Source organism: uncultured Modestobacter sp., from assembly GCF_947486615.1.
Classification (GTDB): Bacteria; Actinomycetota; Actinomycetes; order Mycobacteriales; family Geodermatophilaceae; genus Modestobacter.
In genome coordinates this window covers 62,541-86,572 of sequence record NZ_CANKUD010000017.1, presented here as the reverse complement: position 1 = coordinate 86,572, position 24,032 = coordinate 62,541, and the positions used below count along the sequence as shown (strand labels likewise).

Sequence of the window (24,032 nt, the reverse complement as noted above, 5' to 3'; positions counted from 1 at the left end):
GCGGCGGTCCCGGCCGACCCGCGGGGCCGGGGCGCTCCTTCCACCGTCCCTCCGTTGCCCGGTCATCGGTCACACCGGGCCGGTAACCTCCGACGTGGACGTCCCGACCGGTGACGATCCCGGTCCGACGGCTGCCCAGCGGAGCCCGAGCGTGGAGGAGGACCCGTGAGCGACCAGCACCAGCCGGTCCCCGGCCCGCCGCGCCCCGGAGCCGACCGGCCGGTCCCAGCCGAGGGGACCTCGACCGCACCCGCTGACGCCGCGTCGGGCGGGCCGTCCCCGTTCGGCGACCTGACCGCTCGGCCGGTGGCCGAGCACGTCGCGGTGTTCGAGGCCGAGCACGACCGGCTGCAGCGCGAACTGTCCACCGTCGACCAGCTCTGATGGCCCGTCGCAGCCGGCTCGACGCCGAGCTCGTCCGCCGCGGGCTCGCCCGCTCCCGCGAGCACGCCGTCGCCCTGATCGCCGAGGGGCGGGTCACCATCGGCGGGCAGGCCGCCACCAAGGCCGCCACCGGCGTCGAGGCCGGGGCGCCCGTCGTCGTCCGCACCGACCCGGACGAGCCCAGCTGGGTGTCCCGCGGCGCGCACAAGCTGCTGGGCGCGCTGACCGCCTTCCCGGTCGCCGTCGAGGGCCGGCGGGCACTGGACGCCGGGGCCTCCACCGGCGGGTTCACCGAGGTGCTGCTCAGCCGCGGGGCACGCGAGGTGGTGGCCGTCGACGTCGGCTACGGCGAGCTTGCCTGGTCACTGCGCACCGACGACCGGGTGGCGGTGCACGAGCGGACCAACGTCCGCGAGCTGACCCCGGAGGCCATCGACGGCCCGGTCGACCTGGTGGTCGCCGACCTGTCCTTCATCTCGCTGCGCCTGGTCCTGCCGGCGCTGACCCGGTGCGCCGAACCCGGTGCCGACCTGCTGCCGATGGTCAAACCACAGTTCGAGGTGGGCCGCGAGCGGCTGGGCGCCGGTGGCGTCGTCCGGGACCTGTCCCACCGGGCCGATGCGGTGCACACGGTCGCCCGGGCCGCGGCCGAGCTGGGCTGGGGCACCGCGGGGGTGGTGGCCAGCCCGCTGCCCGGCCCCGCGGGCAACGTGGAGTTCTTCCTCTGGCTGCGCCGGGACGCACCACCCCCGGACGCCGCAGACATCGACCGAGCAGTGCAGGAAGGACCCCAGTGACCGAGCCAGCGAGGTCCTCCGGTCCGAGCCTGCCGGGGGGCACCGTCCTCCACCGCGCAGTGCCGGACGACGCAGTGCAGCAGAACTCAGTTCCGGGGTACGCCGTCCCGGGGTACGCAGTGCCGATGACCGTCACCGAGGGAGACCAGTGAGCCAGCCAGGCACCGCCACCACCGCCGTGGACGGCGGACCGACCCGGCGGGTGCTGCTGGCCGTGCACACCGGGCGGGCCGACATCGTGCAGCTGGCCCGGTCTGCCGCGGCGCGGCTCACCCAGGCCGGGATCGTCGTCCGGCTGCTGGAGGACGAGGCCGAGGACATGGCGGTGCCCGGCGCCGAGGTCTGCCCGTTCGGGCCGGGCGCAGCCGACGACGTGGAGATCGTGCTGGTCTTCGGCGGCGACGGCACCTTCCTGCGCGCGGCCGAGCTGGCGCGCAGCACCGACGCGGCGATCACCGGGGTCAACCTCGGCCGGGTCGGCTTCCTCGCCGAGACCGAGCCGGAGGCCGTCGTGGAGATGCTCACCGCGGTCGAGCGCCGGCAGTACCAGGTCGAGGAGCGGCTCACCCTGGACGCCACCGTGCTGGACGCCGAGGGCCGTCCCACCGGTGAGGGCACCTGGGCCCTCAACGAGGTGTCGGTGGAGAAGGTCGAGCGCTCGCGGGTGCTCGACGTGGTCCTGGAGGTGGACGGGCGCCCGCTGACCAGCTTCGGCTGCGACGGCATCCTGTGCGCCACCCCGACCGGGTCCACCGCCTACGCGTTCTCCGCCGGCGGCCCGGTGGTCTGGCCCGACGTGGAGGCACTCCTGCTGGTGCCGACCAACGCCCACGCGCTGTTCGCCCGGCCACTGGTCACCTCGCCCAGCTCGGTGCTCACCGTCGCCGTCCCGCCGGACGGGACCCGTGCACGGATCTCCGCCGACGGCCGGCGGATCGTGGAGGTGCCCGACGGCGGCCGGGTCGAGGTCCGGCGGTCGGACCGCCCGGTGCGGATCGCCCGGGTCAACCCGACGTCGTTCGGCGACCGGCTGGTGGCCAAGTTCGGGCTGCCGGTGCGCGGTTTCCGGGACGCCCGTTCGCACGGCCCCGGCCTCGAGGCCCCGATCGGCCGGACGAACGTGCTGACCGGTGACGTCAACACCAGCGACGGCGTGCTGCGGACCCCCGGGGAGGTGAGCGGTGGCCACCCGGACGGCGCGGCGTGAGCAGCCGGCCGGCGCGGTGGTGACCCCTGCCCGGCCGTCCGGCGGGACGCTGTCGGAGCTGCACCTGCACGGCCTCGGCTCGATCGACGACGTCACCCTGGAGCTCGGCCCGGGCCTGACCGTGGTCACCGGGGAGACCGGCGCCGGCAAGACGATGGTGGTGACCGGGCTGACCCTGCTCTTCGGTGGGCGGGCGGACCAGGGGCGGGTGCGGGCGGGCGCGCGGGCCGGTGTCGAGGGCCGGCTGGTGCTGCCGCCGGAGTCCCCGGTGTGGGCCCGGGCCGCCGACGCAGGCGCCGAGCCGGACGAGGACGGCAGCCTGATCCTGGCCCGCACGTTCAGTGCGGAGGGGCGGTCCCGCGCCCACCTGGGTGGCCGCAGCGTGCCGGTCGGCGTCGTCGCCGAGCTGGCCGAGGACCTGCTGGCCGTGCACGGGCAGACCGACCAGCTGCGGCTGACCCGCCCCGCCGAGCAGCGCCGCGCGCTGGACCGGTACGCCGGCCCGGCCCACCTGGGGCTGGTCGAGGAGCACCGGTCGGCCTACGCCGCGTGGCGCGAGCTGGCCGCGGACCTGGACCGCCGGCGGGGCCAGGCGCGGGAGCTGGCGCAGACCGCCGACGTGCTGCGGCACGGTCTGGAGGAGATCGCCGCCGTCGCCCCCGAGCCGGGGGAGGACGAGGAGCTCGACACCCTCGCCAAGCGGCTGGGCGACGCGGACGCGCTGCGGTCGGTCGCCGACACCGCCCGCCTCGCGCTGGTCGGCGACGTGACCGGCGACCTCGGCGGCGAGGGCGGGCTGCCGCAGGACGCCACCAGCGCCCTGGCCACGGCCGAGCGGGCACTGGCCGGGTCCGACGACCCGACCCTGGTGCTGCTGGCCCAGGACCTCGCCGACGCCGTCGCGGTGGTCTCCGACGTCGGCGTCCAGCTGGCCGGTTACGTCGCCGATCTGGACGCCGACCCGGCCCGGCTGGCCGAGGTGCTCGACCGGCGGGCGGCGATCACCGCGCTGGTGCGCAAGTACGCCGACGTCGGCGACGGGCTGGCCGGGGTGCTGGCCTGGGCGGCCGACGCGGAGTCCCGGCTGGCGCAGCTGGACGTCTCCGACGAGGCGCTGGAGGCGCTGGAGGCCGCCCGCGATGCGGCCCGCGCCGAGCTGGCCGCGCTGTCGGTGCGGGTCACCGAGGGCCGCCGTGCCGCGGCCGAGGGCTTCGCCGCCGCGGTGGGGGAGGAGCTCGCCGGGCTGGCGATGAAGAACGCCCAGGTGGCCTTCCGGATCGACAGCGACGGTGAGCCCGGCCCGGACGGCGTCGACGAGGTGGTGCTGCTGCTCACCCCGCACCCCGGCGCGCCGGCCCGCCCGGTGCACAAGGGCGCCTCGGGCGGTGAGCTCTCCCGGGTCATGCTGGCGATCGAGGTGGTCTTCGCCGGCGCCGACCCGGTGCCGGTCATGGTGTTCGACGAGGTCGACGCCGGTGTCGGCGGTCAGGCGGCGGGGGAGATCGGGCGGCGGCTGGCCCGCTTGGCCCGGGAGCACCAGGTCGTCGTGGTCACCCACCTCGCCCAGGTCGCGGCCTTCGCCGACACCCACCTGGTCGTGGACAAGTCACCGGACTCGGCGGCCGGTGTGACGGCCACCGACATCCGGGCGGTCGCCGGGGAGGACCGGGTGCGCGAGCTGGCCCGGATGCTGTCCGGGCTGGCCGACAGCGACACCGGCCAGGCGCACGCCCGCGAGCTGCTCGCGGTGGCCGCCGAGCGCCAGTAGCGGGACAGGCCCGCGCCGGCGTGCGGATGTCCGGCAGGCCGGCCAGCCGGACGGGGCCCTGCGGCCTGCCGGACGGCTCGCCCATGGGTGCCGGACGGGGCCCGGCGGCCTGCCGGACGGCTCGCCCAGGGGTGCTCGCCCGCCCGCCGCTGTGTGGACGCGCGGTCTGTCGACGTGGGCGGGTGGGCTGGGGCCGCCGAGCCGTCCGTCAGCGGCGCTTGGCGTACCCGGCGAGGCCGAACTGCATCAGGGCCAGCCCGCGGCGGCCCCGGGCGCGCAGTTCTTCGACCAGTTCGGGGCCGGACGCGCCCTCGAGCACCCGGTCGCGGGCCAGCTCCAGCAGCGCGGAGTAGAGCCCGAGGACGGCGTTCGCGGCCAGCCAGGGCTCCAGCTCGTCGGCCGCGGCGTCGGTCTCCAGCACGATCTGCTCGGCGAGCGTGTCGGCGAGGGTGCCGAGGATCTCCCGCTCCCGGACCTGCAGCGTGCGGCTGCCCCGGATGACCCGCGCCATCTCGGCCACGCCCTCGGCGGCGGCGGGGGAGCCCAGCTGGCTGATCGCGGCGACGACGAAGCCACCGGCCGCGGCCGCCACCGACTCACCGGCCGGACGCCGCCGGACGGCGTCGAGCAGGGCCGCCCGGATCGGCGGGTCGGCCTCGAAGACCAGGCCCTCCTTGACCGGGAAGTGGTTGAACACCGTCTTCTCCACCACGCCGGCCCGCTGGGCGATCTCCATCACGCTGACGTGGTCGAAGCCGCGTTCGACGAACAGCTCGGCGGCCGCGTCGACGATCGCCTCGCGGGTCCGCTGGCGGCGCTGCTCGCGCAGGTTCGGGCCACGCCGCTCACGCCGGCGGGACCGGCGTCCGGGCCCGGGTGCGTCGGCCGGTTCGTCGGCCGCCGGGCCACCGGCGGTCGCGGCGTCCGGGGTCTGCGCGGACGGGGTGGCCGCCGTGCCGGGGCGCTCGGCCGGGGCGGGCACCGGGGGCCGCATGGGCAGGGCCACCACCGAGGCGGTGACCGCGGGGGCGCTGGCCGGGTCCTCGGCGGCCGGACCTGGGTCCTCGGCGGGGCCGGGCGACGGCGCGCCGACGGCCACGTCCTCGGCCGAGTCGTCGAGCAGGACGGTCGCTGTGCTCCGGCGAGCGGAGGCCCCTGCAGTCACACCAGTCACGGTAGTGACGGGCCGGTCCCGTTCCTGGGGAGCGACACCCGCCCCGTTCCTCGGCGTGTCCGCTCAGACCCGGTGTCGCTCACACAACGTGACTGATCGGTCGCTGTCGCGCGTCGGCTCCGACCGGCCAGCGCATCGTGGGACCATCGCGGGATGCGCATCGGCACCCTGCGGCGCGGACGAGCGTCCGAGACGGCACCCGGCGTGACCGCCACGGCGCGCCTGGACCGTCGGACCAAGAACCTGACCAAGCGGCTGCGGCCGGGCGAGATCGCCGTGATCGACCACGTGGACATCGACCGGGTGAGCGCCGACTCCCTGGTCGCCGGCAAGGTGGGCGCCGTCGTCAACGCCGCACCCAGCACCTCGGGCCGGTACCCGAACCTCGGGCCCGGCATCCTGGTCGACGCCGGGATCCCGCTGGTCGACGGTGTCGGCAAGGAGGTGTTCACCAAGCTCAAGGAGGGGGTGACCCTTCGGGTCGAGGGCAACAAGGTGTACGCCGGTGACGAGGTGGTCGCCGAGGGCGTGGAGCAGACGGCGGAGACGGTCGCCGCGGCGATGGCCGAGGCCCGCGCCGGGCTCTCCACCCAGTTGGAGGCCTTCGCCGCCAACACCATGGAGTACATGAAGCGCGAGCGCGCGCTGCTGCTCGACGGGGTCGGAGTCCCCGACGTCGCGACCCGGATCGAGGGGCGGCACGTGCTGGTCGTCGTCCGCGGGTACGACTACAAGGAGGACCTGCAGGCGCTGCGCCCCTACATCCGGGACTACCGCCCGGTGCTCATCGGGGTCGACGGCGGCGCGGACGCGCTGATCGAGGCCGGCTACCAGCCGGACATGATCATCGGCGACATGGACTCGGTGAGCGACAGCGTGCTGAAGTGCGGCGCCGAGGTCGTGGTGCACGCCTACGCCGACGGGCGGGCCCCGGGTCTGCAGCGGGTCCAGGACCTCGGCGTCGACGCGATCACCTTCCCGGCGTCGGCCACCAGCGAGGACATCGCGATGCTGCTGGCCGACGAGAAGGGCGCCTCCCTGATCGTCGCCGTCGGCACCCACGCCACCCTGATCGAGTTCCTGGACAAGGGCCGCGGCGGCATGGCCTCCACCTTCCTGACCCGGCTGCGGCTGGGCGGCAAGCTGGTCGACGCCAAGGGCGTGAGCCGGCTGTACCGCAGCCGCATCTCCACCCTGGCGCTGGTCCTGCTGGTGCTGGCCGCGCTGGTCTCGATCACCGCGGCGCTGGCGGTCTCCACCGCCGGCCACATCTACTTCGACCTGCTCGTCGACCAATGGGACAGCTTCGTGTTCTGGCTGGAGAACCTCTTCACGTGATCGACTTCCGTTACCACCTCGTCTCGCTGATCGCGGTCTTCCTGGCCGTCGCGCTCGGGATCATCATCGGCACCACCCAGCTCAACGGGCCGCTGACGGACAACCTGCAGGACCAGGTGAGCGCCCTGCAGACGGACAAGCGCGAGCTGGAGGACCAGACCCAGCAGCTGCAGGCCCAGCTGGACGACGTCGGCAGCTTCGAGGAGGCCGTCGGCCCGACCCTGGTCGAGGACGCACTCACCGACCGCAGCGTGGTCCTGGTGCTCGACGGCACCGACGTCGCCCCGGAGGTGGTCGAGGGGGTCACCGCACTGCTCGGCAGCGCCGGGGCCACGGTCACCGGCACCGTCCGGCTCACCGACGCCTACGGCACCGCGGACGCCGAGAGCAGCCTGTCCAGCTACCTGACCGGACCCGGCCTGCCGGCCGGCTGGACGCCGCCGGAGACCGACGACACCGGTGAGCAGGCCGCCGCGCTGCTCGCCCAGGTGCTGATGGTCCCGCCGGCCACCGCCGACGGCCCCGGCACCGTGCCGGACGCCGCCGCCACCTCGACCGTGCTGGCCGGCCTGGAGCAGCTCGAGGTGCTCAGCCGGGACACCTCCTCGGTCAGCCCGGCGGACTTCGCCGTCGTGCTGACCACCGGCGAGGTCGACAGCGAGGACGCCGACGAGCGGCTGGAGTCCCTGGTGCAGCTGGTCGGCGCGCTGGACGCGCAGGGCTCTGGCGCGGTCATCGCCGGCGACCAGCCGGCCGCCGACGACGGCGGCCTGGTCGCCGCCGTGCGGACCGACCCCACGGTCGCCGTCTCCACGGTCGACAACGTCGGCACCGCCGCCGGGCGGATCAGCACGGTGCTGGCACTGGCCGCCGAGGGCCGGGGCACCACCGGCGCCTACGGGACCGGCGAGGACACCCGGCCGGTCCCGCCCGCGGCCTCGTGACCGGCCGCCGGACGGCGTTCGCCGTCACCGGCGCGCTCGCTGCCCGGGCGGGTCTGGCCGGTGCCGCGGCACTGACCGCGCGCCCGGCCGGGGCCCGGTGGCGCCGGACCAACTACGCCGGCCGGCCGGTGAGCCTGCTCGGCGGCCCGGCGCTGGCCGTGGCGGCCACCGCGTCGGCCGCGCTGGGTGCGCCCGTCGGACAGCGGGCCGCCGCCGCCGTGGTCGGCACGGTGGCCGGCGTCGTCGGCGGCTACGACGACCTGGCCGGAGCGCGGCCGGAGCAGGCCCGGGACAAGGGCCTGGCCGGGCACCTGGCGGCGCTGCGAGCCGGTCGGGTGTCCGCCGGGGCGGTCAAGGTCGCCGGCATCGGCGCCGCCGCCGCGGTGGCCGCAGTGCTCACCCGCCGGGGCAGTGGCCGGTCCGCCGTCGTCGACGGGGTGCTGGCCACCGGTCTGGTGGCCGGCACGGCCAACCTGGTCAACCTGCTCGACCTGCGCCCGGGACGGGCCGGCAAGGCCGCGGTGCTGGTCGCCGCCAGCACGCTCGGTGGCCCCGGCGGGAGCCTGGTCGCCGGCCCGCTGGGCGCGACCCTCGGTGTGCTCCCGGCCGACCTGGGGGAGCGGGTCATGCTCGGGGACGCCGGGGCGAACGCCCTGGGCGCCCTGCTGGGGCTGCGGCTGGCCGGGATCGAGGCTCGCGGGACGCGCGCGGCCCTGCTGGCCACGGTCACCGCGCTGACCCTGGCCAGTGAGAAGGTCAGCTTCACCCGGGTCATCGAGTCCACGCCGGGCCTGCGCGAGCTCGACCGGCTCGGCCGCCGCGGCGCGTGAGCGCAGCCCCGCACCGGCGGGCGCCCCGTTTCGCCCGGGCGCCCCGGACCTCACGGGCACCCCGGCCCGGACAGGCGCCGCCACCCCGACAGGCACCTCAGGCCCGACAGGCACCTCAGGCCCGACAGGCACCTCGGCGCAGGTGGGCCCGGCAGCTCCGGGCGTCACAGCGGTGACCGCCGGCACCCGCCGGGTCGTCCAGGGTGTGGCCGGGGCGGCGCTGCTCATCTCGGTGCTCACGCTGCTGTCCCGGCTGGCCGGCTTCGGGCGCACCGTCGTCTTCACCAACGCCGTGGGCGCCGACAGCACCGCCGACACCTACGTGGCGGCCAACAGCGTCCCGAACATCGTCTTCGAGGTGGTGGCCGGCGGGGCGTTGGCCAGCCTCGTCGTCCCGATGCTCGCCGGTGGCATCGCCGCCGGTGACCGGGAGCAGGTGCGCCGCACCGCCGGCGCGCTGCTGGGCTGGTCGCTGCTGGTCCTGGTGCCGCTGGCCGCGCTGCTGGCGCTGCTGGCCCGCCCGATCGCCGGTGCGCTGCTCGGCGACGACCCGGCCCAGGTCGACCTGGCCGCCCGCTTCCTGCTCGTCTTCGCCCCGCAGGTGGTGCTGTACGGCATCGCGGTGGTGCTGACCGGCGTGCTGCAGGCGCACCGCCGGTTCGCCGGGCCGGCGCTGGCGCCGCTGCTGTCCACCCTGGTCGTCGCCTCCGCCTACCTGCTCTTCGCCGGCCTGGACGGCGACCGGGACGTCACCGGGCTGTCCACCACCGCCGAGCTGGTGCTCGGCGTCGGGACGACGCTGGGTGTGCTGGCGCTGGCGGCCTCCCTGCTGGTGCCGCTGCGGGGCCTGCGGCTGGGGCTGCGGCCCACGCTGCGCTTCCCGGTGGGTGCGGCGCCCCGGGTGCGCCGGCTGGCCCTGGCCGGGGTGCTGACCCTGGCCGGGCAGCAGCTGGTCGCCGTGGTGGCGATCCGGCTGGCCAACGCCGGTGCCCCCGACGGGACCCAGGTCGCCTACCTCGCCGGGATGACGGTCTTCCTGCTGCCGTGGGCGGCGCTCGCCGTCCCGCTGGCCACCTCGGTGTACCCGGGGCTCACCGAGCGGGCCGCAGTCGGAGACGAGGACGGGTACCGGCGGACGCTGGCCCCGGCCGTCGTCCTCATCCTGGTGGCCGGCGCGGTGGCCGCCGCCGGCCTGGTCGCGGTCTCCGGGCCGATGGCCCGGGTGTTCCTCACCGCCCCGGAGGACGCGGGCGCCGCGGTCGCGCTGCAGGCGACGATCGCCGCCTTCGCGCCTGGCCTGCTGGGGTACGGGTTGGTGGCGCTGCTGACCCGGGCGCTGTACGCCCGTGGCCTGTGGCGCGAGCCCACCGCCTGCGTGGTGGCGGGGTGGCTGGTCGCCGCCGTCGCCGACCTGGTGCTGGCCGCGGTGCTCCCGGCGGAGGACCGGGCGCTGGCGCTGGGTGCCGGGCACACCATCGGGGTGACCGTCGCCGGGCTGGCGCTGCTCGTGGTCCTCCGCCGGGTCGCCGGTGGCGGGGCGCTGGCGGGCGTGGCCCGCACCGGTGGGCCGGCGGTGCTGGCCGGGCTGGCCGGTGGCGCCGGTGGCTGGCTGACCGCCCGGGCGCTGGGCGCCGACCCGGTCCCCGACGGCGGCGTGCCGGCCGCGATCGGCACCGGGGTCGTGGCCGGTGGGGTGGTGCTGGTGATCGCCGCGGCGGTCATGATGGGGACCGCCCGGCGGCCACTGCTCGCGGCCGTGCACGGGCTGCGGAGCCGGGAGGCTGAGGAGGTGTCCGATGACTGAGCAGCGTCCGCTGGCCGACCGCCGGGTCGCCGAGGTGCTGGCCACCAGCACCGGCGGGGTCGGCACGCACCTGCGGTCGGTGCTGGGGCCCCTGGGCCGGGCCGGCGCCGCGGTGCGGGTGTGCGGTCCGCAGGCCACCGAGGAGCTGTTCGGCTTCACCGCGACCGGCGCCGACTTCCGGGCGGTGGGCATCTCCGCCGGGCTCGCCCCCGCCGCCGACCTGCGCGCGGTGCTCGCGCTGCGCCGGGCCACCCGCGGCGCCGACCTGGTGCACGCCCACGGCCTGCGCGCCGGCCTGGTCGCCGCGGCCGCCCGCCGGCTGGGCGGTCAGCGCCGTCCGCTGGTGCTGACCCTGCACAACGCGCTGCCCGAGGGCGGCGGGCTGCGCCGCCGGGTGCTGCAGGCGGCCGAGCAGGCGACGATCCGCGGCGCCGACGTGGTGCTGGCCGCCTCGGGCGACCTGGCCGAGAACGCCCGCCGGCTGGGCGCCACCGACGTGCGGGTCGCGCCGGTCTCGGCCCCGCCGCTGCGCCCGGCCGAGCGGGCCCGGCCCGACGTCCGCCGCGAGATCGGCCTGGACGACGACGTGCGGCCGCTGGTGGTGGCCGTCGGCCGGCTGCACCCGCAGAAGGGCTACTCGCTGCTGCTGGACGCCGTCGCCCGCTGGGTCGAGGACCCGCGCCTGCGGCCGACCCCGCTGGTGGCCATCGCCGGGGACGGCCCGCTGCACGACGAGCTCGCCGCCCGGATCGCCGCGCAGCGCCTGCCGGTCGTCCTGCTCGGGCGGCGCACCGACGTCGCCGACCTGCTGGGCGCGGCGGACGTGTGCGTGCTGCCCTCGGTCTGGGAGGCGCGGTCGCTGACGGCGCAGGAGGCGCTGCGCGCCGGGACGCCGCTGGTCGCGACCGCCGTCGGCGGGATCCCCGAGCTGGTCGGGGACGCCGCGGAGCTGGTCCCGTACGGGGACGCCGCGGCCCTGGCCGACGCGGTCGCCGGGGTGCTGACCGACCCGGCGCGGATCGCCCGGCTCGGCGCGGCCGGCCCCCGCCGGGCGGCCACCTGGCCCGACGAGGCGGCCACTGCTGCCCAGCTGGTCGAGCTGTACCGGGACCTCCTGGCGCCGCCCCGATGAGGCTGGTCGCCCGGCTCCGCCCGCTCGTGGCCGTGCTGCTCGCCCTGCTCACCCTGCTGGCCGGTGGTGCCGGGCCGGCGACCGCGGCCGACGTCGCGGACCCGTGGCGGGCCGACCAGGTGCTCAGCATCGGCGTGCCCGGGCTGACCTGGGCCGACCTGGACCCCGAGCGCACACCCGAGCTGTGGGCGCTGGCCGAGGACTCCGCCATCGGCGCGCTGTCGGTCCGGGCCGCCCGGCCGACCACCTGCCTGCTCGACGGCTGGGCGACGCTGGGCGCGGGGAACCGGGCGCGGTACCCCGGGCCGGTCGAGCCGGTCCCGCCGGTGCCGCTGCCCAGCGCGCCGCTGCCGGAGGACCAGGCCGGGAACGGGGCTGCTGCCGAGGACGGGGCCGCGGCCGAAGACGAGGCGGACCCGCCGGTCAACGGCGTCGAGCAGCCCGCGGCGCCCCCGGTCGACGCGCGGCTGTCCTACTGCGGGCTGGAGGAGCAGGTCGCCGAGGTGGGGCTGGCCGAGCCGCAGCGCACGGTGGCCCGGATCGCCGAGGACGAGGCGACCGCGCGGTTCGGTGCCGAGCCGGGTGCGCTCGGCGAGGCGGTCAGCTGCAGCACGGCGGTCGGACGGGCCGCCTCCGTCGCGGTCGCCGGGGAGACGGCCGAGTTCAGCGTCCGGGACACCCTGCCCGTCGGTGAGCCGGCCCTGGCCGAGCTGCTGGCCGAGTGCCCGCTGACGCTGGTCTCGCTGGACCACCTCACCGACGCCGGCATCCCGCTGCCCGACGAGACCGACACCGGCACCCAGCCCTCGGCACGCGAGGCCGCACTGAGCCGGATCGACGGCATCGTCGGCCGGCTGCGGACGGCGGCCGAGGCGGTGCCGGGGGAGACCCTGCTACTGCTGCAGGGCATCTCCGAGGTCAACGGGGGCCGCCCGCAGCTGCACGTCGGGCTGGCCAACGCGCCGGGCCTGTCGCCGGGCTGGCTCAGCTCGGCCAGCACCGGCCGGGCGCCGTTCGTGCAGCTGATCGACGTGGCGCCGACCGTGCTGCGCGCGCTGGGGCTGGACCGCCCGCCGTCGGTGAACGGCCAGCCGTTCACCGTGGCCGGCGACCGCCCGGCCCTGGCCGACGCCCTCGACGAGCTGGCCCAGATGAACACCGGGGCGGTGGCGCACTACCGCAGCACGGCGACCACCTTCTGGCTGCTGGTCACCCTCGGTGCCCTGGTCGTCGCCCTCGGCGTGGCCGGGCTCGGTGGCTGGGACCGCGGCCCGCTGCCGGGCCGGCGAGGTGGGCGCGGACGGGCGCAGGCCTGGCTGCGCGGCCGCCCCCGGGGACGGCGCACCGCCGCCGTGGTGCGGGTGCTCGCCCTCGCCGTGGCCGGCGTGCCGGTCGCCACCTATCTGGCCAACCTGGTGCCCTGGGAGCTGGCGGACCGCCCCCGGCTGGCGCTGGCCGGCGCGGTGGTCGCCGCTGACCTGCTGCTCACCGCCGTCGCGGTGCTGGGCCCGTGGCGCCGCCGCCGGCTGGGCCCGGGCGTCGTGCTGCTGGCGGTCACCTTCGGCACGCTCGCCGGGGACGTGCTCACCGGCTCGCACCTGGAGCTCGACGGGCTGCTGGGCTACGACGCGATCGTGGCCGGCCGGTTCACCGGCTACGGCAACCTCACCTTCGGACTGCTGTCGGTCAGTGCGCTGCTGCTCACCGCGGCCGCCGCCGCGGCGATCGCCCGCCGCAGCCCCGCGCCGGGCCGCCGGCACTGGCTGCTGCCGGTGCTGGCCGCCGGCGCGGTGTGCGTGGTGCTGATCGGCGCGCCGTCGCTGGGGCGCGACTTCGGCGGGGTGCTGGCCGCCGTCCCCGGGTTCCTGGTGCTGGGCATGCTGCTGGCCCGGATCCGGGTGACGGTGACCCGGCTGGTCGCGGTGCTGGCCGCTGCCGTGCTGGCCGTCGGTTCGGTCGCGGTGCTGGACTGGATGGGCCCGGCCGACGAGCGCAGCCACCTGGGCCGGTTCGTCGGCCAGGTGATCGACGGCCAGGCGTGGACCGTCATCGGCCGCAAGGCGCAGGCCAACCTCTCGATCCTGCTCGGCAGCCCGCTGGCCTGGATGCTGCTGGTCGCCCTGGTCGCGGCGCTGTGGCTGCTGCGGCCCGGTGGCCTGCTGCGCAGCACCCCCGGCCGGCCAGCGGCGGGGCTGCCGGGAGCCGACGTCCGGGTGCTGCGCGCCGGGCTGACCGCCGTTGCGCTGAGCCTCACCGTCGGGGCGGCGGTGAACGACAGCGGCGTGGCGCTGCCGGCCACCGCCGCGACGCTGCTGGTGCCGCTGCTGGTGTGGCTGGTCGCCTCGGCGCCCACCTCGCCGCCGGAGCAGGGGCCGGACGAGGGGGTCCCGGCGGAGCCGGAGGACCGTGTTAGCGTGGTCGTCCGTGGGTCGACTGGCAGAACCTCGTGACCGCGGACCTCTTCTCCCCAACTCCCAGCCGACGAAGTTCGTCTTCGTCACCGGCGGCGTCGTGTCGTCACTGGGCAAGGGCCTGACCGCAAGTTCCCTGGGGGCGTTGCTCTCCAGCAGGGGCCTGCGGGTCACCATGCAGAAGCTGGACCCCTACCTCAACGTGGACCCGGGGACGATGAACCCCTTCCAGCACGGCGAGGTGTTCGTCACCGAGGACGGCGCCGAGACCGACCTGGACATCGGGCACTACGAGCGGTTCCTGGACACCGACCTCACCGGCCGGGCCAACGTGACCACCGGCCAGGTGTACTCCGACGTGATCGCCAAGGAGCGGCGCGGGGAGTACCTGGGCGACACGGTGCAGGTGATCCCGCACATCACCAACGAGATCAAGGCCCGCATCCTCGCCGGCGCCGACTCCGCCGAGCGGGTGGACGTGGTGATCACCGAGATCGGCGGCACGGTCGGCGACATCGAGTCGCTGCCGTTCCTGGAGGCCGCCCGGCAGGTGCGGCACGAGATCGGCCGGGACAACTGCTTCTTCCTGCACATCTCGCTGATCCCCTACATCGCCCCCTCCGGCGAGCTGAAGACCAAGCCGACCCAGCACTCGGTCGCCCAGCTGCGCAGCATCGGCATCCAGCCCGACGCGCTGGTCTGCCGCTCGGACCGGGAGATCTCCGAGGGCATCAAGCGCAAGATCGGCCTGATGTGCGACGTGGACGCCGAGGGGGTCACCTCCTGCCCGGACGCCCCGTCGATCTACGACATCCCCAAGGTGCTGCACCGGGAGGGCCTGGACGCCTACGTCGTCCGCCGGCTCGGCCTGCCCTTCCGGGACGTCGACTGGACCATCTGGGGCGACCTGCTGGACCGGGTGCACGACCCCAAGCAGACGGTCACCGTGGCGCTGGTCGGCAAGTACATCGACCTGCCCGACGCCTACCTGTCGGTCACCGAGGCGCTGCGCGCCGGCGGGTTCGCGCACCGGTCGCGGGTGCAGATCCGCTGGGTGCCCTCCGACGACTGCGAGACCCCCGAGGGCGCGGCCGCCGCGCTGGCGGGTGTCGACGGTGTCTGCGTCCCCGGCGGGTTCGGGGTGCGCGGCATCGAGGGCAAGCTCGGCGCCATCCAGCACGCCCGGGTCAACGGCATCCCGACGCTGGGCCTGTGCCTGGGCCTGCAGTGCATGGTCATCGAGGTGGCCCGCGACCTGGCCGGGATCACCGGCGCCAACTCCACCGAGTTCGACCCGGAGACCCCCGACCCGGTCATCTCCACGATGGCCACCCAGCTGGACGTGGTGGCCGGCCGCGGCGACATGGGCGGCACGATGCGGCTGGGCAGCTACCCGGCGGCGCTGCAGCCGGGTTCGGTCGTGGCCGCCGCCTACGGGTCCACCGAGATCACCGAGCGGCACCGGCACCGCTACGAGGTGGCCAACGCCTACCGGGACCGGCTGGCCGAGGCCGGGCTGGTCTTCTCCGGCACCTCGCCCGACGGCACCCTGGTCGAGTTCGCCGAGCTGCCCGCCGACGTCCACCCGTTCTTCGTCGGCACCCAGGCGCACCCCGAGCTCAAGAGCCGGCCCACCCGGCCGCACCCGCTGTTCGCCGCCTTCGTGGCCGCCGCCGCGGCCTTCCAGGACGCCGCCCGGCTCCCGGTGCCCGAGGACGAGCAGATCGGCATCTGATGAGCCACTCCTACGAGGTGCTGGCCTCCGAGGACGTCTACACCGGCCGGGTCATCTCGCTGCGCAAGGACACCGTGGCCATGCCCGGCGGCGGGGACAGCGTGCGCGAGGTGGTGCACCACGGCGGCGCGGTCGGCATCGTGGCGCTGGACGACGAGGACCGGGTGGTGATGCTCAAGCAGTACCGGCACCCGATCGGTGAGCACCTATGGGAGGTGCCGGCCGGGCTGCTCGACGTCGACGGCGAGGCGCCGGTGGACGCCGCCCGGCGCGAGCTGGCTGAGGAGGTGCAGCTGCAGGCCGACCGCTGGTCGCTGCTGACCACCCACCACCCCTCGCCGGGCTTCTGCGACGAGAAGGTGCTGCTCTACCTGGCCGAGGGGCTCAGCGACGTGGCGCGCCCCGACGGGTTCGTGGTCGAGCACGAGGAGCTGGACATGACCGTGCAGCGGGTGCCGCTGGCCGAGGCCGTGCAGTGGGTCTTCGACGGGACGATCCGCAACTCCCTCGCCGCGATCGGGGTGCTCGCCGCCGCCCAGCTGCGGGCCACCGCGCCCCGGCTGCGCCCGCTCGACGCCGTCTGACGTCCCGGCCCGGCTTGCCCCGGGAGCGTGCGGCGGGCGAAGGTGGGCCGGTGCTGACACATGACCAGGCCCTGTCCCTGCTGCAGTCCGCCCGCGAGGAGTCGACCAAGCTCGGCGTCCCGATGTCCTTCGCCGTGATGGACCCCAGCGGCCACCTCGTCGCCTTCGTCCGGATGGACGGCGCCCCGTGGATCTCCGCCGAGGTCGCCCAGGGCAAGGCGTGGACGGCGGCCGCCTACGGGGCACCCAGCGCGGCGCAGAAGGCGAAGATGGAGCCGATGCCGAACTTCGCCTCGGCGATCACCACGATGACCCACGGGAAGTTCACCCCGCAGACCGGCGCGGTGCCGGTGTACTCCGACGGCACCCTGGTCGGGGCGCTGGGCGGCAGTGGCGGCACCGGTCAGCAGGACGAGGACGTCTGTGCCGCGGCCGTCGCCGCCTGCGGCTACAGCACCGACTGACCCGGGTCCGGCCGGCCGGGTGATCGCAGCCCGAGCCGGTCGAGCTCCAGCCCGGCGAGCGCGCGCAGCGCCGCCGGGTCGCCCGCCCGCCAGCCGGCCCCGGTGCCGGCGGGCAGGCGGGCCAGCCGGGGGAGCGGCGCGGTGGCCATCGCCCGGGCGGCCAGCAGCTCCAGGTCGGCCGGCCCCTCCGGGCCCCGGCCGGTGAGCCGGTCCGCGGCGGCCGCCTCCCGCAGCCAGCGCAGCCGCCAGGGCAGCCAGCGCAGCAGCAGCCAGCCCACCGGCAGCACCACCAGGACGACGGCGAGCACGGCGGCCAGCGTGCGGGCGGCGTCCTCGGCGTCCTGGCCTGCGCCGGTGACCGCGCCGCCGGCCTCGCCCAGGGCGTCGAAGGGCGCAGCCAGCTCGTCGCCGACCAGCGGGACGCCGTCGGCCGCGCCGGCCGCCGAGCCCATGGTGTCCGAGATCGACCGGCCCAGGTCGGCCAGCGACCGCCCGGGCTCGGCGAGCACCAGGACCGCGCCGTGCACCGCCCGGGCGACCAGCACCCAGAGCACCGCCCAGACCAGCAGCCCCACGTCGGCGGCGAGCTGGCGGGTGCGGCGGTCGGGGTGGTCGGCGTAGAGGCGCATCGGTCGGCTCCGCGGGTGGGGGACGGGTGACCCCCGGCATGCTCCGTCACCGCGTCGGGGACGGCGATCCGAGCAAGAACGGTCGGGCGGCCCGGGCCCGCCACGCGACAGACTCCCCGCATGACCGAGCACCGGCCGACCGCCGGGCGGGACCGGCTGCGCGAGCTGCTGGACGCCGTGCTGGCCGAGGACAACCGCACGCTCACCGCGATGGCCGGGGACGCCTACGCCTCGCCCTGGCACTTCAGCCGGCAGGTGAGCCGGGGCGCCGGCGAGTCACCGGTGGCGCTGCGCCGCCGGGTGGAGCTGGAGCGCGCGGCCTGGCAGCTGGGGCAGGGGAGCAGCGTCACCGACGTGGCCTTCGCGGCCGGCTACGAGTCGGTGGAGGGCTTCAGCCGCGCCTTCGCCCGGGCCTACGGCCGCACCCCGGGGCGCCCGGCTCCGGCCCAGGCCCGGGACGACCACTGGCTGCCTGCGCCGAACGGCATCCACTTCCACCCGCCGGCCTCGCTGCGGGTCGCCGACCCGTCGCAGGGCCGGGGCGGCGACGAGGTGACCGCGCTGCTGGTGCACCACGACCTCGAGGACACCCGGGCCCTGCTGGTGACCGCTGCCGAGCTGCCGGAGGAGGAGTACCGGCGGGTGCGCGACCGCGAGCTGCAGGTGCTGCCCTGGGACGGGCCGGAGGGGTCGCTGGCCACCCTGCTGGAGCACCACGTCTGGACCACCGAGGTGTGGCTGGCCTCGGTCGAGGGCGCCGACCACCCGCACCGCGGCGCCGACGACCCGGCGGTCCTGCTGGCCCGGCACGACGAGGCCGCGCCCCGCTGGCTGGCGTTCGTGCGGGACGTCTCCCGCCGCGGCGCCTGGGGCGACCGCCTGGTCGACGCGCTGTGCGACCCGCCGGAGAGCTTCGTGCTGAGCAGCGTCGTCGCCCACGTGCTGACCTACGGCGCGCACCGGCGGCAGCTGGCCCGGCACTGGTTCCGCACGTCCGGGGTCCCCGTCGACGCCGGGGACCCGATCGAGTGGCTGAGCAGGAGGAACCCGTGACCCGCACCGTGTACTACACCGCCACCTCGCTGGACGGCTTCATCGCGACTACCGACCACTCGCTGGACTGGCTGCTCAGCCGGGACAGCGACGCCGCCGGGCCGATGGGGTACGACGCCTTCATCGCCGGGGTCGGGGCGATGGCGATGGGCGGCAACACCCACCGGTGGGTGCGCGAGCACGAGCCCGACTGGTCGCCCGAGCGGCCCACCTGGGTGTTCACCCGCCGCGAGTTCAGCCCGCCACCGGGGGCCGACGTCCGGGCCACCGCGGACGACGTCGGCCGGGTGCACGCCGAGATGGTCCGGGCCGCCGGGGGGAAGGACGTCTGGGTGGTCGGCGGCGGGGACCTGGCCGGCCAGTTCGCCGACCGGGGCCTGCTGGACGAGGTGGTGGTCTCCATCGCCCCGGTCACCCTGGGCGGCGGGGCGCCGCTGCTGCCGCGGCGGGTGGAGCTCGAGGTCGTGGAGTCCGCGCGCAACGGCGAGTTCGTCTGCGTGCGCTACGCCGTCCGGGCCGTCAAGGCCTGGGCCGAGGACCACATGGACGACGTGCTTGCCCATCGCAGCGCCCACGACCGACCGGGCGCCTGACCTCCGGCGGCCGGACGGCGACCGGCCAGGAGTGTGCGGTGACACCCCCGGGACGTCGTCCGTGCCTAGACTCCGCCCGAGGCGGACCCCGACCGGGCCGCCCAGACGCGGTGGCACCACCGACACCCCGGTGGTCGCCCGCCGAGACCGGGGGTCAGTGCAGATGCGGGTCGGAGTCGCCCGAGAGGTCAAGAACCGCGAGTACCGGGTCGCGCTCACCCCGTCCGGGGTGACCGAGCTGGTCGCCGCCGGGCACGAGGTGCTCGTCGAGCACGACGCGGGCGTCGGGTCGTCCATCCCGGACGCCGACTTCACCGCCGCCGGGGCCCGGATCGTGCCCACCGCCGACGACGTCTGGGCCGACGCCGACCTGCTGCTCAAGGTCAAGGAGCCGGTCGCCGAGGAGTTCGGCCGGATGCGGGCCGGGCAGACGCTCTTCACCTACCTGCACCTGGCCGCCTCGCGCGAGTGCACCGACGCCCTGCTCGCCTCGGGCACCACCGCCATCGCCTACGAGACGGTGCAGGCCGACAACGGGGCACTGCCGCTGCTGGCCCCGATGAGCGAGGTCGCCGGCCGGATGGCGCCGCAGGTCGGTGCGCACACCCTGGAGCGGGCGCAGGGCGGTCGCGGGGTGCTGCTCGGCGGCGTCTCCGGCGTCCACGCGGCCAAGGTCGTCGTCCTGGGTGCCGGGGTGTCCGGGATGAACGCCGCGACCATCGCCCTGGGCATGCAGGCGCAGGTGACCGTGCTCGACCGCGACCTGGAGAAGCTGCGCGCCGCCGACCGGCTGTACCGCGGTCACCTGCAGACCGTGGCGTCCAACGCCCTGGAGGTGGAGCGGGCCGTGCTGGAGGCCGACCTCGTGATCGGCGCCGTGCTGGTGGCCGGGGCGAAGGCGCCGGTGCTGGTCACCGACGACCTGGTGGCCCGGATGAAGCCCGGCTCGGTGCTGGTCGACATCGCCGTCGACCAGGGCGGCTGCTTCGAGTCCACCCGGCCCACCACCCACGACGACCCGACGTTCGGCGTGCACGAGTCGGTCTTCTACTGCGTGGCCAACATGCCCGGCGCCGTGCCGCACACCTCGACCTACGCCCTCACCAACGTCACGCTGCCCTACGTGCTGGCGCTGGCGAACTCGGGGACGGCGGCCGCGCTGACCGCCGACCCGGCGCTGGCCCGCGGGGCGAACGTGGCCGGCGGGCAGCTGGTGCACGCCGGGGTGGCCGACGCGCACGCGCTGCCCTCGGTGCCGTGGCAGGAGGTGCTGTCCTGACGGTCCTCACCACCAGTGCCGGCCCCGACGTCGAGCGCACGATCACCGGCTACCTGGACCACCTGACCGTCGAGCGCGGGCTGGCGGCGAACACCATCGCCTCCTACCGGCGTGACCTGCGCCGGTACGCGGAGTTCCTGGCCGCCGGCGGGGTCCGCGGGCTGGGCGAGGTGGGGGAGTCCGACGTCGCGGCCTTCCTCACCGCACTGCGCTCCGGCGACGACGACCACCCACCGCTGTCGGCCACCTCGGCGGCGCGGGCCGTGGTCGCCGTCCGGGGGCTGCACCGGTTCGCGCTGCTCGACGGCCTGGTGCCCGACGACGTGGCGGCCGAGGTGCGCCCCCCGGCCCCGGCGCGGCGGCTGCCCAAGGCGATCCCGGTCGCCGACATCGAGGCGCTGCTGTCCGCCGCCGGTTCGGTCGAAGGGCCCCGCGGCCTGCGGGACCGGGCGCTGCTGGAGCTGCTGTACGGCACCGGCGCCCGCATCTCCGAGGCGGTCGGGCTGGCCGTCGACGACCTGGACCTCGGCTCGGCGGCGGTGCGGCTGGCCGGCAAGGGCGGCAAGGAGCGCGTCGTCCCGGTCGGCAGCTACGCGGTGAAGGCCGTCGAGGACTACCTGGTGCGGGCCCGCCCCGCGCTGGCCGCGTCCTCCCCGCGCGGCGGCCGGGCCGGGGGAGCGCTGTTCCTCAACGCCCGGGGCGGCCCGCTGTCCCGGCAGAGCGCCTGGTCGATCCTGCGCTCGGCCGCCGAGCGGGCCGGCATCTCCGCCGAGCTGTCCCCGCACACGCTGCGGCACTCCTTCGCCACCCACCTGCTCGACGGTGGGGCCGACGTCCGCGTGGTGCAGGAGCTGCTCGGCCACGCCTCGGTGACCACCACGCAGGTCTACACGCTGGTCACCGTCGAGCGGCTGCGCGAGGTCTACGCCACCAGCCACCCCCGCGCACTGCGCTGAGCTCAGCCCGCCAGGGCGGCGAGCAGGCCGCGCACCAGCTCCCGGTGCGCCGGAGCGGCGGGGAACCGGTGGTGCCAGGTCGCGGCCAGCCCGACGGCCGCCACCCGGCCGGTGGCCACGAGCGCCCGCACCGCGGACAGCAGCTCGTCCACGCTCACCCCGCCCGGGGCCGGGTAGCGCAGGCCCGGCAGGTCCACCACGTCGACGTCCACGTGCACGTACAGCTCGCCGTCCGGGACGACGCCGGGGAGGTCGGCGACGGTGCTGCGGGTGACGGCGGAGTCGGCCAGCAACAGCTGCTCGCCAGGGTCGGTGTCCCGGGCGTCGACCAGCACCACCCGGGACTCCAGCACCGGCCGCAGCCCCAGCGCCCGGGGCAGCGTCAGGTCACCCCGGCCGACCGCCAGGGCCAGCGGCATCCCGCCCAGGTAGCCGGAGGTGGTCGTGGCGTCGGTGTGGAAGTCCGCGTGCGCGTCGAACCAGACGACGCCCACGTCCCGGCCGGCCCGCTGCAGCCCGGCCAGCACGCCCAGGCTGGTCGTGCAGTCACCGGAGGCGACCACCACCCGTTCCGCGCCGATCGCCCCGGCCACCTGCTCGTAGAGCACGGCCATCCGCGCCCACAGGTCGCCCGGGGGCAGGTCGGCGGTCACGAACGCGTCGGCGGGCACGCCCAGGTCGAAGGGGTCCAGCCGCTCGTCGAGGTGGTGGGGGACGCTCAGCAGCCGCATGCCGACATGTTCCCTCCGAGTGGTCACGGTCGCCGCTCGCTCCTGTCGAGGGCGGGCTGGTGGCCGTCTCCGGGCAGCACAGGCAGCCACCAGCCCGTTCTCGGGGGAGGACGAGCGCCGTCGGACAGCAACTTGTCGACAAGGTGACCCGAGGTGGTCACGGTCGCGCCCGGCCCCGCCGAGAGAGGGAGCAGGAGTTCGGACCAGCGGCTTCCCCCCGCCGGCCAGCACGTCCTCCTGCCGTCGTCACCGGCCGGTGACGACGGTCCGGCGACCCAGGGAAGAGGCAGAAGCGATGTCGACACGAGCCGAGGCGGCGGGGTCCGCCGTCGGGCTCCCGTACGTCGGGGACCCGGCCGGAGGCGCCGAGATGGGTGCTCCGGCGAGCCGGGTCGACCCTGCCCGTGCGCGGCAACGCCGGCTGCCCGACCCCAAGCCGATCAGCTCGCACGGCCCGGCGCAGGTCATCGCCATGTGCAACCAGAAGGGCGGCGTCGGCAAGACGACGTCCACGATCAACCTGGGTGCCGCGCTGGTCGAGCAGGGCCGCAAGGTGCTGCTGGTCGACCTCGACCCGCAGGGTGCGCTCTCGGTCGGCCTCGGCGTCCCCTCCCAGGGGCTGGACCGCACGATCTACAACGCGCTGATGGAGCCGGCCACCTCGCTGGCCGACGTCCGCGTCGCCACCGGCATCCCCGGCCTGGACCTGGTGCCCAGCAACATCGACCTGTCCGCCGCCGAGGTGCAGCTGGTCAGCGAGGTCGCCCGCGAGCAGACGCTGCTGCGCGTGCTGGCGCCCATCCGCGAGGACTACGACTACGTGCTGATCGACTGCCAGCCCTCCCTGGGGCTGCTCACGGTCAACGCGCTCACCGCCGCGCAGGGCGTGATCATCCCGCTGGAGTGCGAGTTCTTCTCCCTCCGCGGCGTCGCCCTGCTGGTGGACACCATCGACAAGGTCAAGGAGCGGCTCAACCCGTCCCTGGAGATCTCCGGGATCCTGGCCACCATGTACGACACGCGGACCGTGCACTGCCGCGAGGTGTTCAGCCGGGTCGTCGAGGCCTTCGGCGACACCGTGTTCCAGACCGTCATCACCCGCACGGTGCGCTTCCCGGAGACGACCGTCGCCGGGCAGCCGATCACCCAGTGGGCTCCGTCGTCGACGGGCGCCGCGGCGTACCGCGACCTGGCCAAGGAGGTCCTCGCCCTGTGACCGCGTCCCCGAGGTCACCCCTCACCGCCCGCCCCGAGGTGACCGCGTGACCCGCCGCCCCGTGCTGCCCGGTGCCGCCGAGCTGTTCCGCCGCACCGACACCCCGGCGGCCGCCCCGGCGACGCCGGTCACCGAGCTGGCGACGCTGGCCGCCGCCCAGGCCTCGCCCGCGCTGCGCACCAGCCGGGACGCCGACGCCGTGCCGACCGCCGGCGGCACGCCCGCCCCGGCCGCGCCGCTGGCACTGGTGCCCGACGTGGACGGCGGCGCGCCGCGGATCGTCGTCGACGAGCTCGCCGCGCACCGCGCCACCCTGCCCGCGGCCGCGCCCAAGGCGCCCCGGCAGCGCGCGGAGAAGAGCCGCACCAGGCACGAGGAGAAGATCACCGTCTACTGCTCGGCCGAGGAGCTGCTCGCCCTGGAGACCGCCCGGCTCACCCTGCGCGGCCAGCACGGCGTCGCCGCCGACCGCGGCCGGATCGTCCGCGAGGCGATCGCCGTGCTGCTGGCCGACCTCGAGGTGCACGGCGAGGACTCGGTCCTCGTCCGCCGGCTGCGCAAGAACTGAGCCGACCCGACCCCGCGGGCTGCCTGCCTCGCGCGGGGTCGGGTCGCCCGTCGGGGATGGTCACGCGGAGTGCTCCCCGCGGCTACGGTCTCAGCGTGCTGCCCTTCATCGAGGAGCTGCTGCGCCGGCTCCGGATGGACGGGGCAGTGGTCGACGCCGAGTACGGCGGGAACCGTTCCGTACAGATCCGCCTCGGCGGCCGGCGGGTCGACCACGAGGTGACGCTGTGGACCAAGGAGCCGGACCTCGAGGCCGCCGTCACCGCGCTGGGGCGCGACTGCCGGGACATGCTGTGGCCGGACCACACGGTCGAGTCGGCGGGGTTCAACCTCCTGCTGGTGCACCTGGACGAGGTGATCGCCACCCGGGACACCACCGCTCCGCTGCGCATCACGGCCACGGGGCTGCAGTGGCCGGTGTGAACAGCAGGCTGAC

At 76.1% G+C, this 24,032-nt stretch carries 23 protein-coding genes; 20 read left to right on the top strand and 3 right to left on the bottom strand.

The window, feature by feature from the left end:
• Nucleotides 1-165: 165 nt before the first annotated feature.
• The 4 genes from Q1A09_RS21960 to recN all read left to right on the top strand — a co-directional run bounded on the left by Q1A09_RS21960 (nt 166) and on the right by recN (nt 4,156).
• Nucleotides 166-384, top strand: coding sequence for a hypothetical protein (locus Q1A09_RS21960; protein ID WP_299960318.1), 219 nt, complete (start codon nt 166-168; stop codon nt 382-384).
• Nucleotides 384-1,181 (top strand): TlyA family RNA methyltransferase, encoded by a 798-nt coding sequence (locus Q1A09_RS21955; RefSeq protein WP_299960314.1) that lies wholly within the window; start codon nt 384-386, stop codon nt 1,179-1,181. Before Q1A09_RS21960 ends, Q1A09_RS21955 begins: the two co-directional genes overlap by 1 nt.
• A 148-nt stretch (nt 1,182-1,329) precedes the next feature.
• Nucleotides 1,330-2,388, top strand: a complete 1,059-nt coding sequence (locus tag Q1A09_RS21950; RefSeq protein ID WP_299960311.1) for an NAD kinase — start codon at nt 1,330-1,332, stop codon at nt 2,386-2,388.
• A complete protein-coding gene (gene recN, locus Q1A09_RS21945) occupies nt 2,363-4,156 on the top strand; it encodes a DNA repair protein RecN (protein WP_299960308.1) in 1,794 nt (597 codons plus the stop codon). The genes Q1A09_RS21950 and recN overlap by 26 nt, the downstream gene beginning before the upstream one ends.
• A gap of 208 nt (nt 4,157-4,364) precedes the next feature.
• On the opposite strand, the gene Q1A09_RS21940 is transcribed toward recN, so the two are convergent.
• The gene (locus tag Q1A09_RS21940) at nt 4,365-5,321 is read right to left on the bottom strand and encodes a TetR/AcrR family transcriptional regulator (protein WP_299960305.1); all 957 of its coding nucleotides are present in this window, start codon (nt 5,319-5,321) and stop codon (nt 4,365-4,367) included.
• A 162-nt stretch (nt 5,322-5,483) separates the two neighbouring features.
• Here Q1A09_RS21940 and steA point away from each other — a divergent pair, with 162 nt between their 5' ends.
• The 9 genes from steA (at nt 5,484) to Q1A09_RS21895 (ending at nt 16,572) form a co-directional block, all read left to right on the top strand.
• Nucleotides 5,484-6,668, top strand: a complete 1,185-nt coding sequence (gene steA / locus Q1A09_RS21935; protein ID WP_299960302.1) for a putative cytokinetic ring protein SteA — start codon at nt 5,484-5,486, stop codon at nt 6,666-6,668.
• Nucleotides 6,665-7,612 carry a copper transporter gene (locus tag Q1A09_RS21930; protein ID WP_299960299.1) on the top strand — a complete coding sequence of 316 codons (948 nt, stop codon included), beginning with the start codon at nt 6,665-6,667 and terminating at the stop codon, nt 7,610-7,612. Before steA ends, Q1A09_RS21930 begins: the two co-directional genes overlap by 4 nt.
• Nucleotides 7,609-8,442, top strand: coding sequence for a hypothetical protein (locus tag Q1A09_RS21925; protein ID WP_299960296.1), 834 nt, complete (start codon nt 7,609-7,611; stop codon nt 8,440-8,442). The genes Q1A09_RS21930 and Q1A09_RS21925 overlap by 4 nt, the downstream gene beginning before the upstream one ends.
• Before the next feature lie 172 nt (nt 8,443-8,614).
• Nucleotides 8,615-10,246, top strand: coding sequence for a murein biosynthesis integral membrane protein MurJ (locus Q1A09_RS21920; RefSeq protein ID WP_299960293.1), 1,632 nt, complete (start codon nt 8,615-8,617; stop codon nt 10,244-10,246).
• Nucleotides 10,239-11,378 (top strand): glycosyltransferase family 4 protein, encoded by a 1,140-nt coding sequence (locus tag Q1A09_RS21915; RefSeq protein ID WP_299960290.1) that lies wholly within the window; start codon nt 10,239-10,241, stop codon nt 11,376-11,378. The genes Q1A09_RS21920 and Q1A09_RS21915 overlap by 8 nt, the downstream gene beginning before the upstream one ends.
• A complete protein-coding gene (locus Q1A09_RS21910; protein ID WP_299960287.1) occupies nt 11,375-13,828 on the top strand; it encodes a hypothetical protein in 2,454 nt (817 codons plus the stop codon). The genes Q1A09_RS21915 and Q1A09_RS21910 overlap by 4 nt, the downstream gene beginning before the upstream one ends.
• Entirely contained in the window at nt 13,812-15,524 is a 1,713-nt protein-coding gene (locus Q1A09_RS21905; protein ID WP_366139821.1) for a CTP synthase, read from the top strand. The genes Q1A09_RS21910 and Q1A09_RS21905 overlap by 17 nt, the downstream gene beginning before the upstream one ends.
• Nucleotides 15,524-16,108: an NUDIX hydrolase gene (locus tag Q1A09_RS21900; protein WP_299960281.1), complete on the top strand. Its 585-nt coding sequence runs from the start codon at nt 15,524-15,526 to the stop codon at nt 16,106-16,108. The genes Q1A09_RS21905 and Q1A09_RS21900 overlap by 1 nt, the downstream gene beginning before the upstream one ends.
• 50 nt (nt 16,109-16,158) lie before the next feature.
• The gene (locus Q1A09_RS21895; RefSeq protein ID WP_299960277.1) at nt 16,159-16,572 is read left to right on the top strand and encodes a heme-binding protein; all 414 of its coding nucleotides are present in this window, start codon (nt 16,159-16,161) and stop codon (nt 16,570-16,572) included.
• On the opposite strand, the gene Q1A09_RS21890 is transcribed toward Q1A09_RS21895, so the two are convergent.
• Nucleotides 16,557-17,201, bottom strand: coding sequence for a hypothetical protein (locus Q1A09_RS21890; RefSeq protein ID WP_299960271.1), 645 nt, complete (start codon nt 17,199-17,201; stop codon nt 16,557-16,559). The two genes, Q1A09_RS21895 and Q1A09_RS21890, sit on opposite strands and share 16 nt — an antisense overlap.
• Before the next feature lie 120 nt (nt 17,202-17,321).
• Here Q1A09_RS21890 and Q1A09_RS21885 point away from each other — a divergent pair, with 120 nt between their 5' ends.
• The 4 genes from Q1A09_RS21885 (at nt 17,322) to xerD (ending at nt 21,082) form a co-directional block, all read left to right on the top strand.
• Nucleotides 17,322-18,254 carry a helix-turn-helix domain-containing protein gene (locus tag Q1A09_RS21885; protein WP_299960268.1) on the top strand — a complete coding sequence of 311 codons (933 nt, stop codon included), beginning with the start codon at nt 17,322-17,324 and terminating at the stop codon, nt 18,252-18,254.
• Complete coding sequence (locus tag Q1A09_RS21880; protein WP_299960265.1) at nt 18,251-18,847, top strand: dihydrofolate reductase family protein; 597 nt, start codon at nt 18,251-18,253, stop codon at nt 18,845-18,847. Before Q1A09_RS21885 ends, Q1A09_RS21880 begins: the two co-directional genes overlap by 4 nt.
• A gap of 163 nt (nt 18,848-19,010) precedes the next feature.
• Entirely contained in the window at nt 19,011-20,126 is a 1,116-nt protein-coding gene (gene ald / locus Q1A09_RS21875; protein WP_299960262.1) for an alanine dehydrogenase, read from the top strand.
• Complete coding sequence (gene xerD, locus Q1A09_RS21870) at nt 20,105-21,082, top strand: site-specific tyrosine recombinase XerD (RefSeq protein WP_299960259.1); 978 nt, start codon at nt 20,105-20,107, stop codon at nt 21,080-21,082. The genes ald and xerD overlap by 22 nt, the downstream gene beginning before the upstream one ends.
• Before the next feature lie 2 nt (nt 21,083-21,084).
• On the opposite strand, the gene Q1A09_RS21865 is transcribed toward xerD, so the two are convergent.
• A complete protein-coding gene (locus tag Q1A09_RS21865) occupies nt 21,085-21,813 on the bottom strand; it encodes an arginase family protein (RefSeq protein ID WP_299960257.1) in 729 nt (242 codons plus the stop codon).
• Between the two features lie 295 nt (nt 21,814-22,108).
• Between Q1A09_RS21865 and Q1A09_RS21860 the strand changes: the two genes are divergently transcribed.
• From Q1A09_RS21860 to Q1A09_RS21850, 3 genes are all read left to right on the top strand, one after another.
• Nucleotides 22,109-23,029 carry a ParA family protein gene (locus tag Q1A09_RS21860; protein ID WP_299960254.1) on the top strand — a complete coding sequence of 307 codons (921 nt, stop codon included), beginning with the start codon at nt 22,109-22,111 and terminating at the stop codon, nt 23,027-23,029.
• Nucleotides 23,030-23,075: 46 nt separating this feature from the next.
• Nucleotides 23,076-23,597 carry a hypothetical protein gene (locus Q1A09_RS21855; RefSeq protein ID WP_299960251.1) on the top strand — a complete coding sequence of 174 codons (522 nt, stop codon included), beginning with the start codon at nt 23,076-23,078 and terminating at the stop codon, nt 23,595-23,597.
• Between the two features lie 95 nt (nt 23,598-23,692).
• Nucleotides 23,693-24,019: a hypothetical protein gene (locus tag Q1A09_RS21850; protein WP_299960249.1), complete on the top strand. Its 327-nt coding sequence runs from the start codon at nt 23,693-23,695 to the stop codon at nt 24,017-24,019.
• Nucleotides 24,020-24,032: the final 13 nt, after the last annotated feature.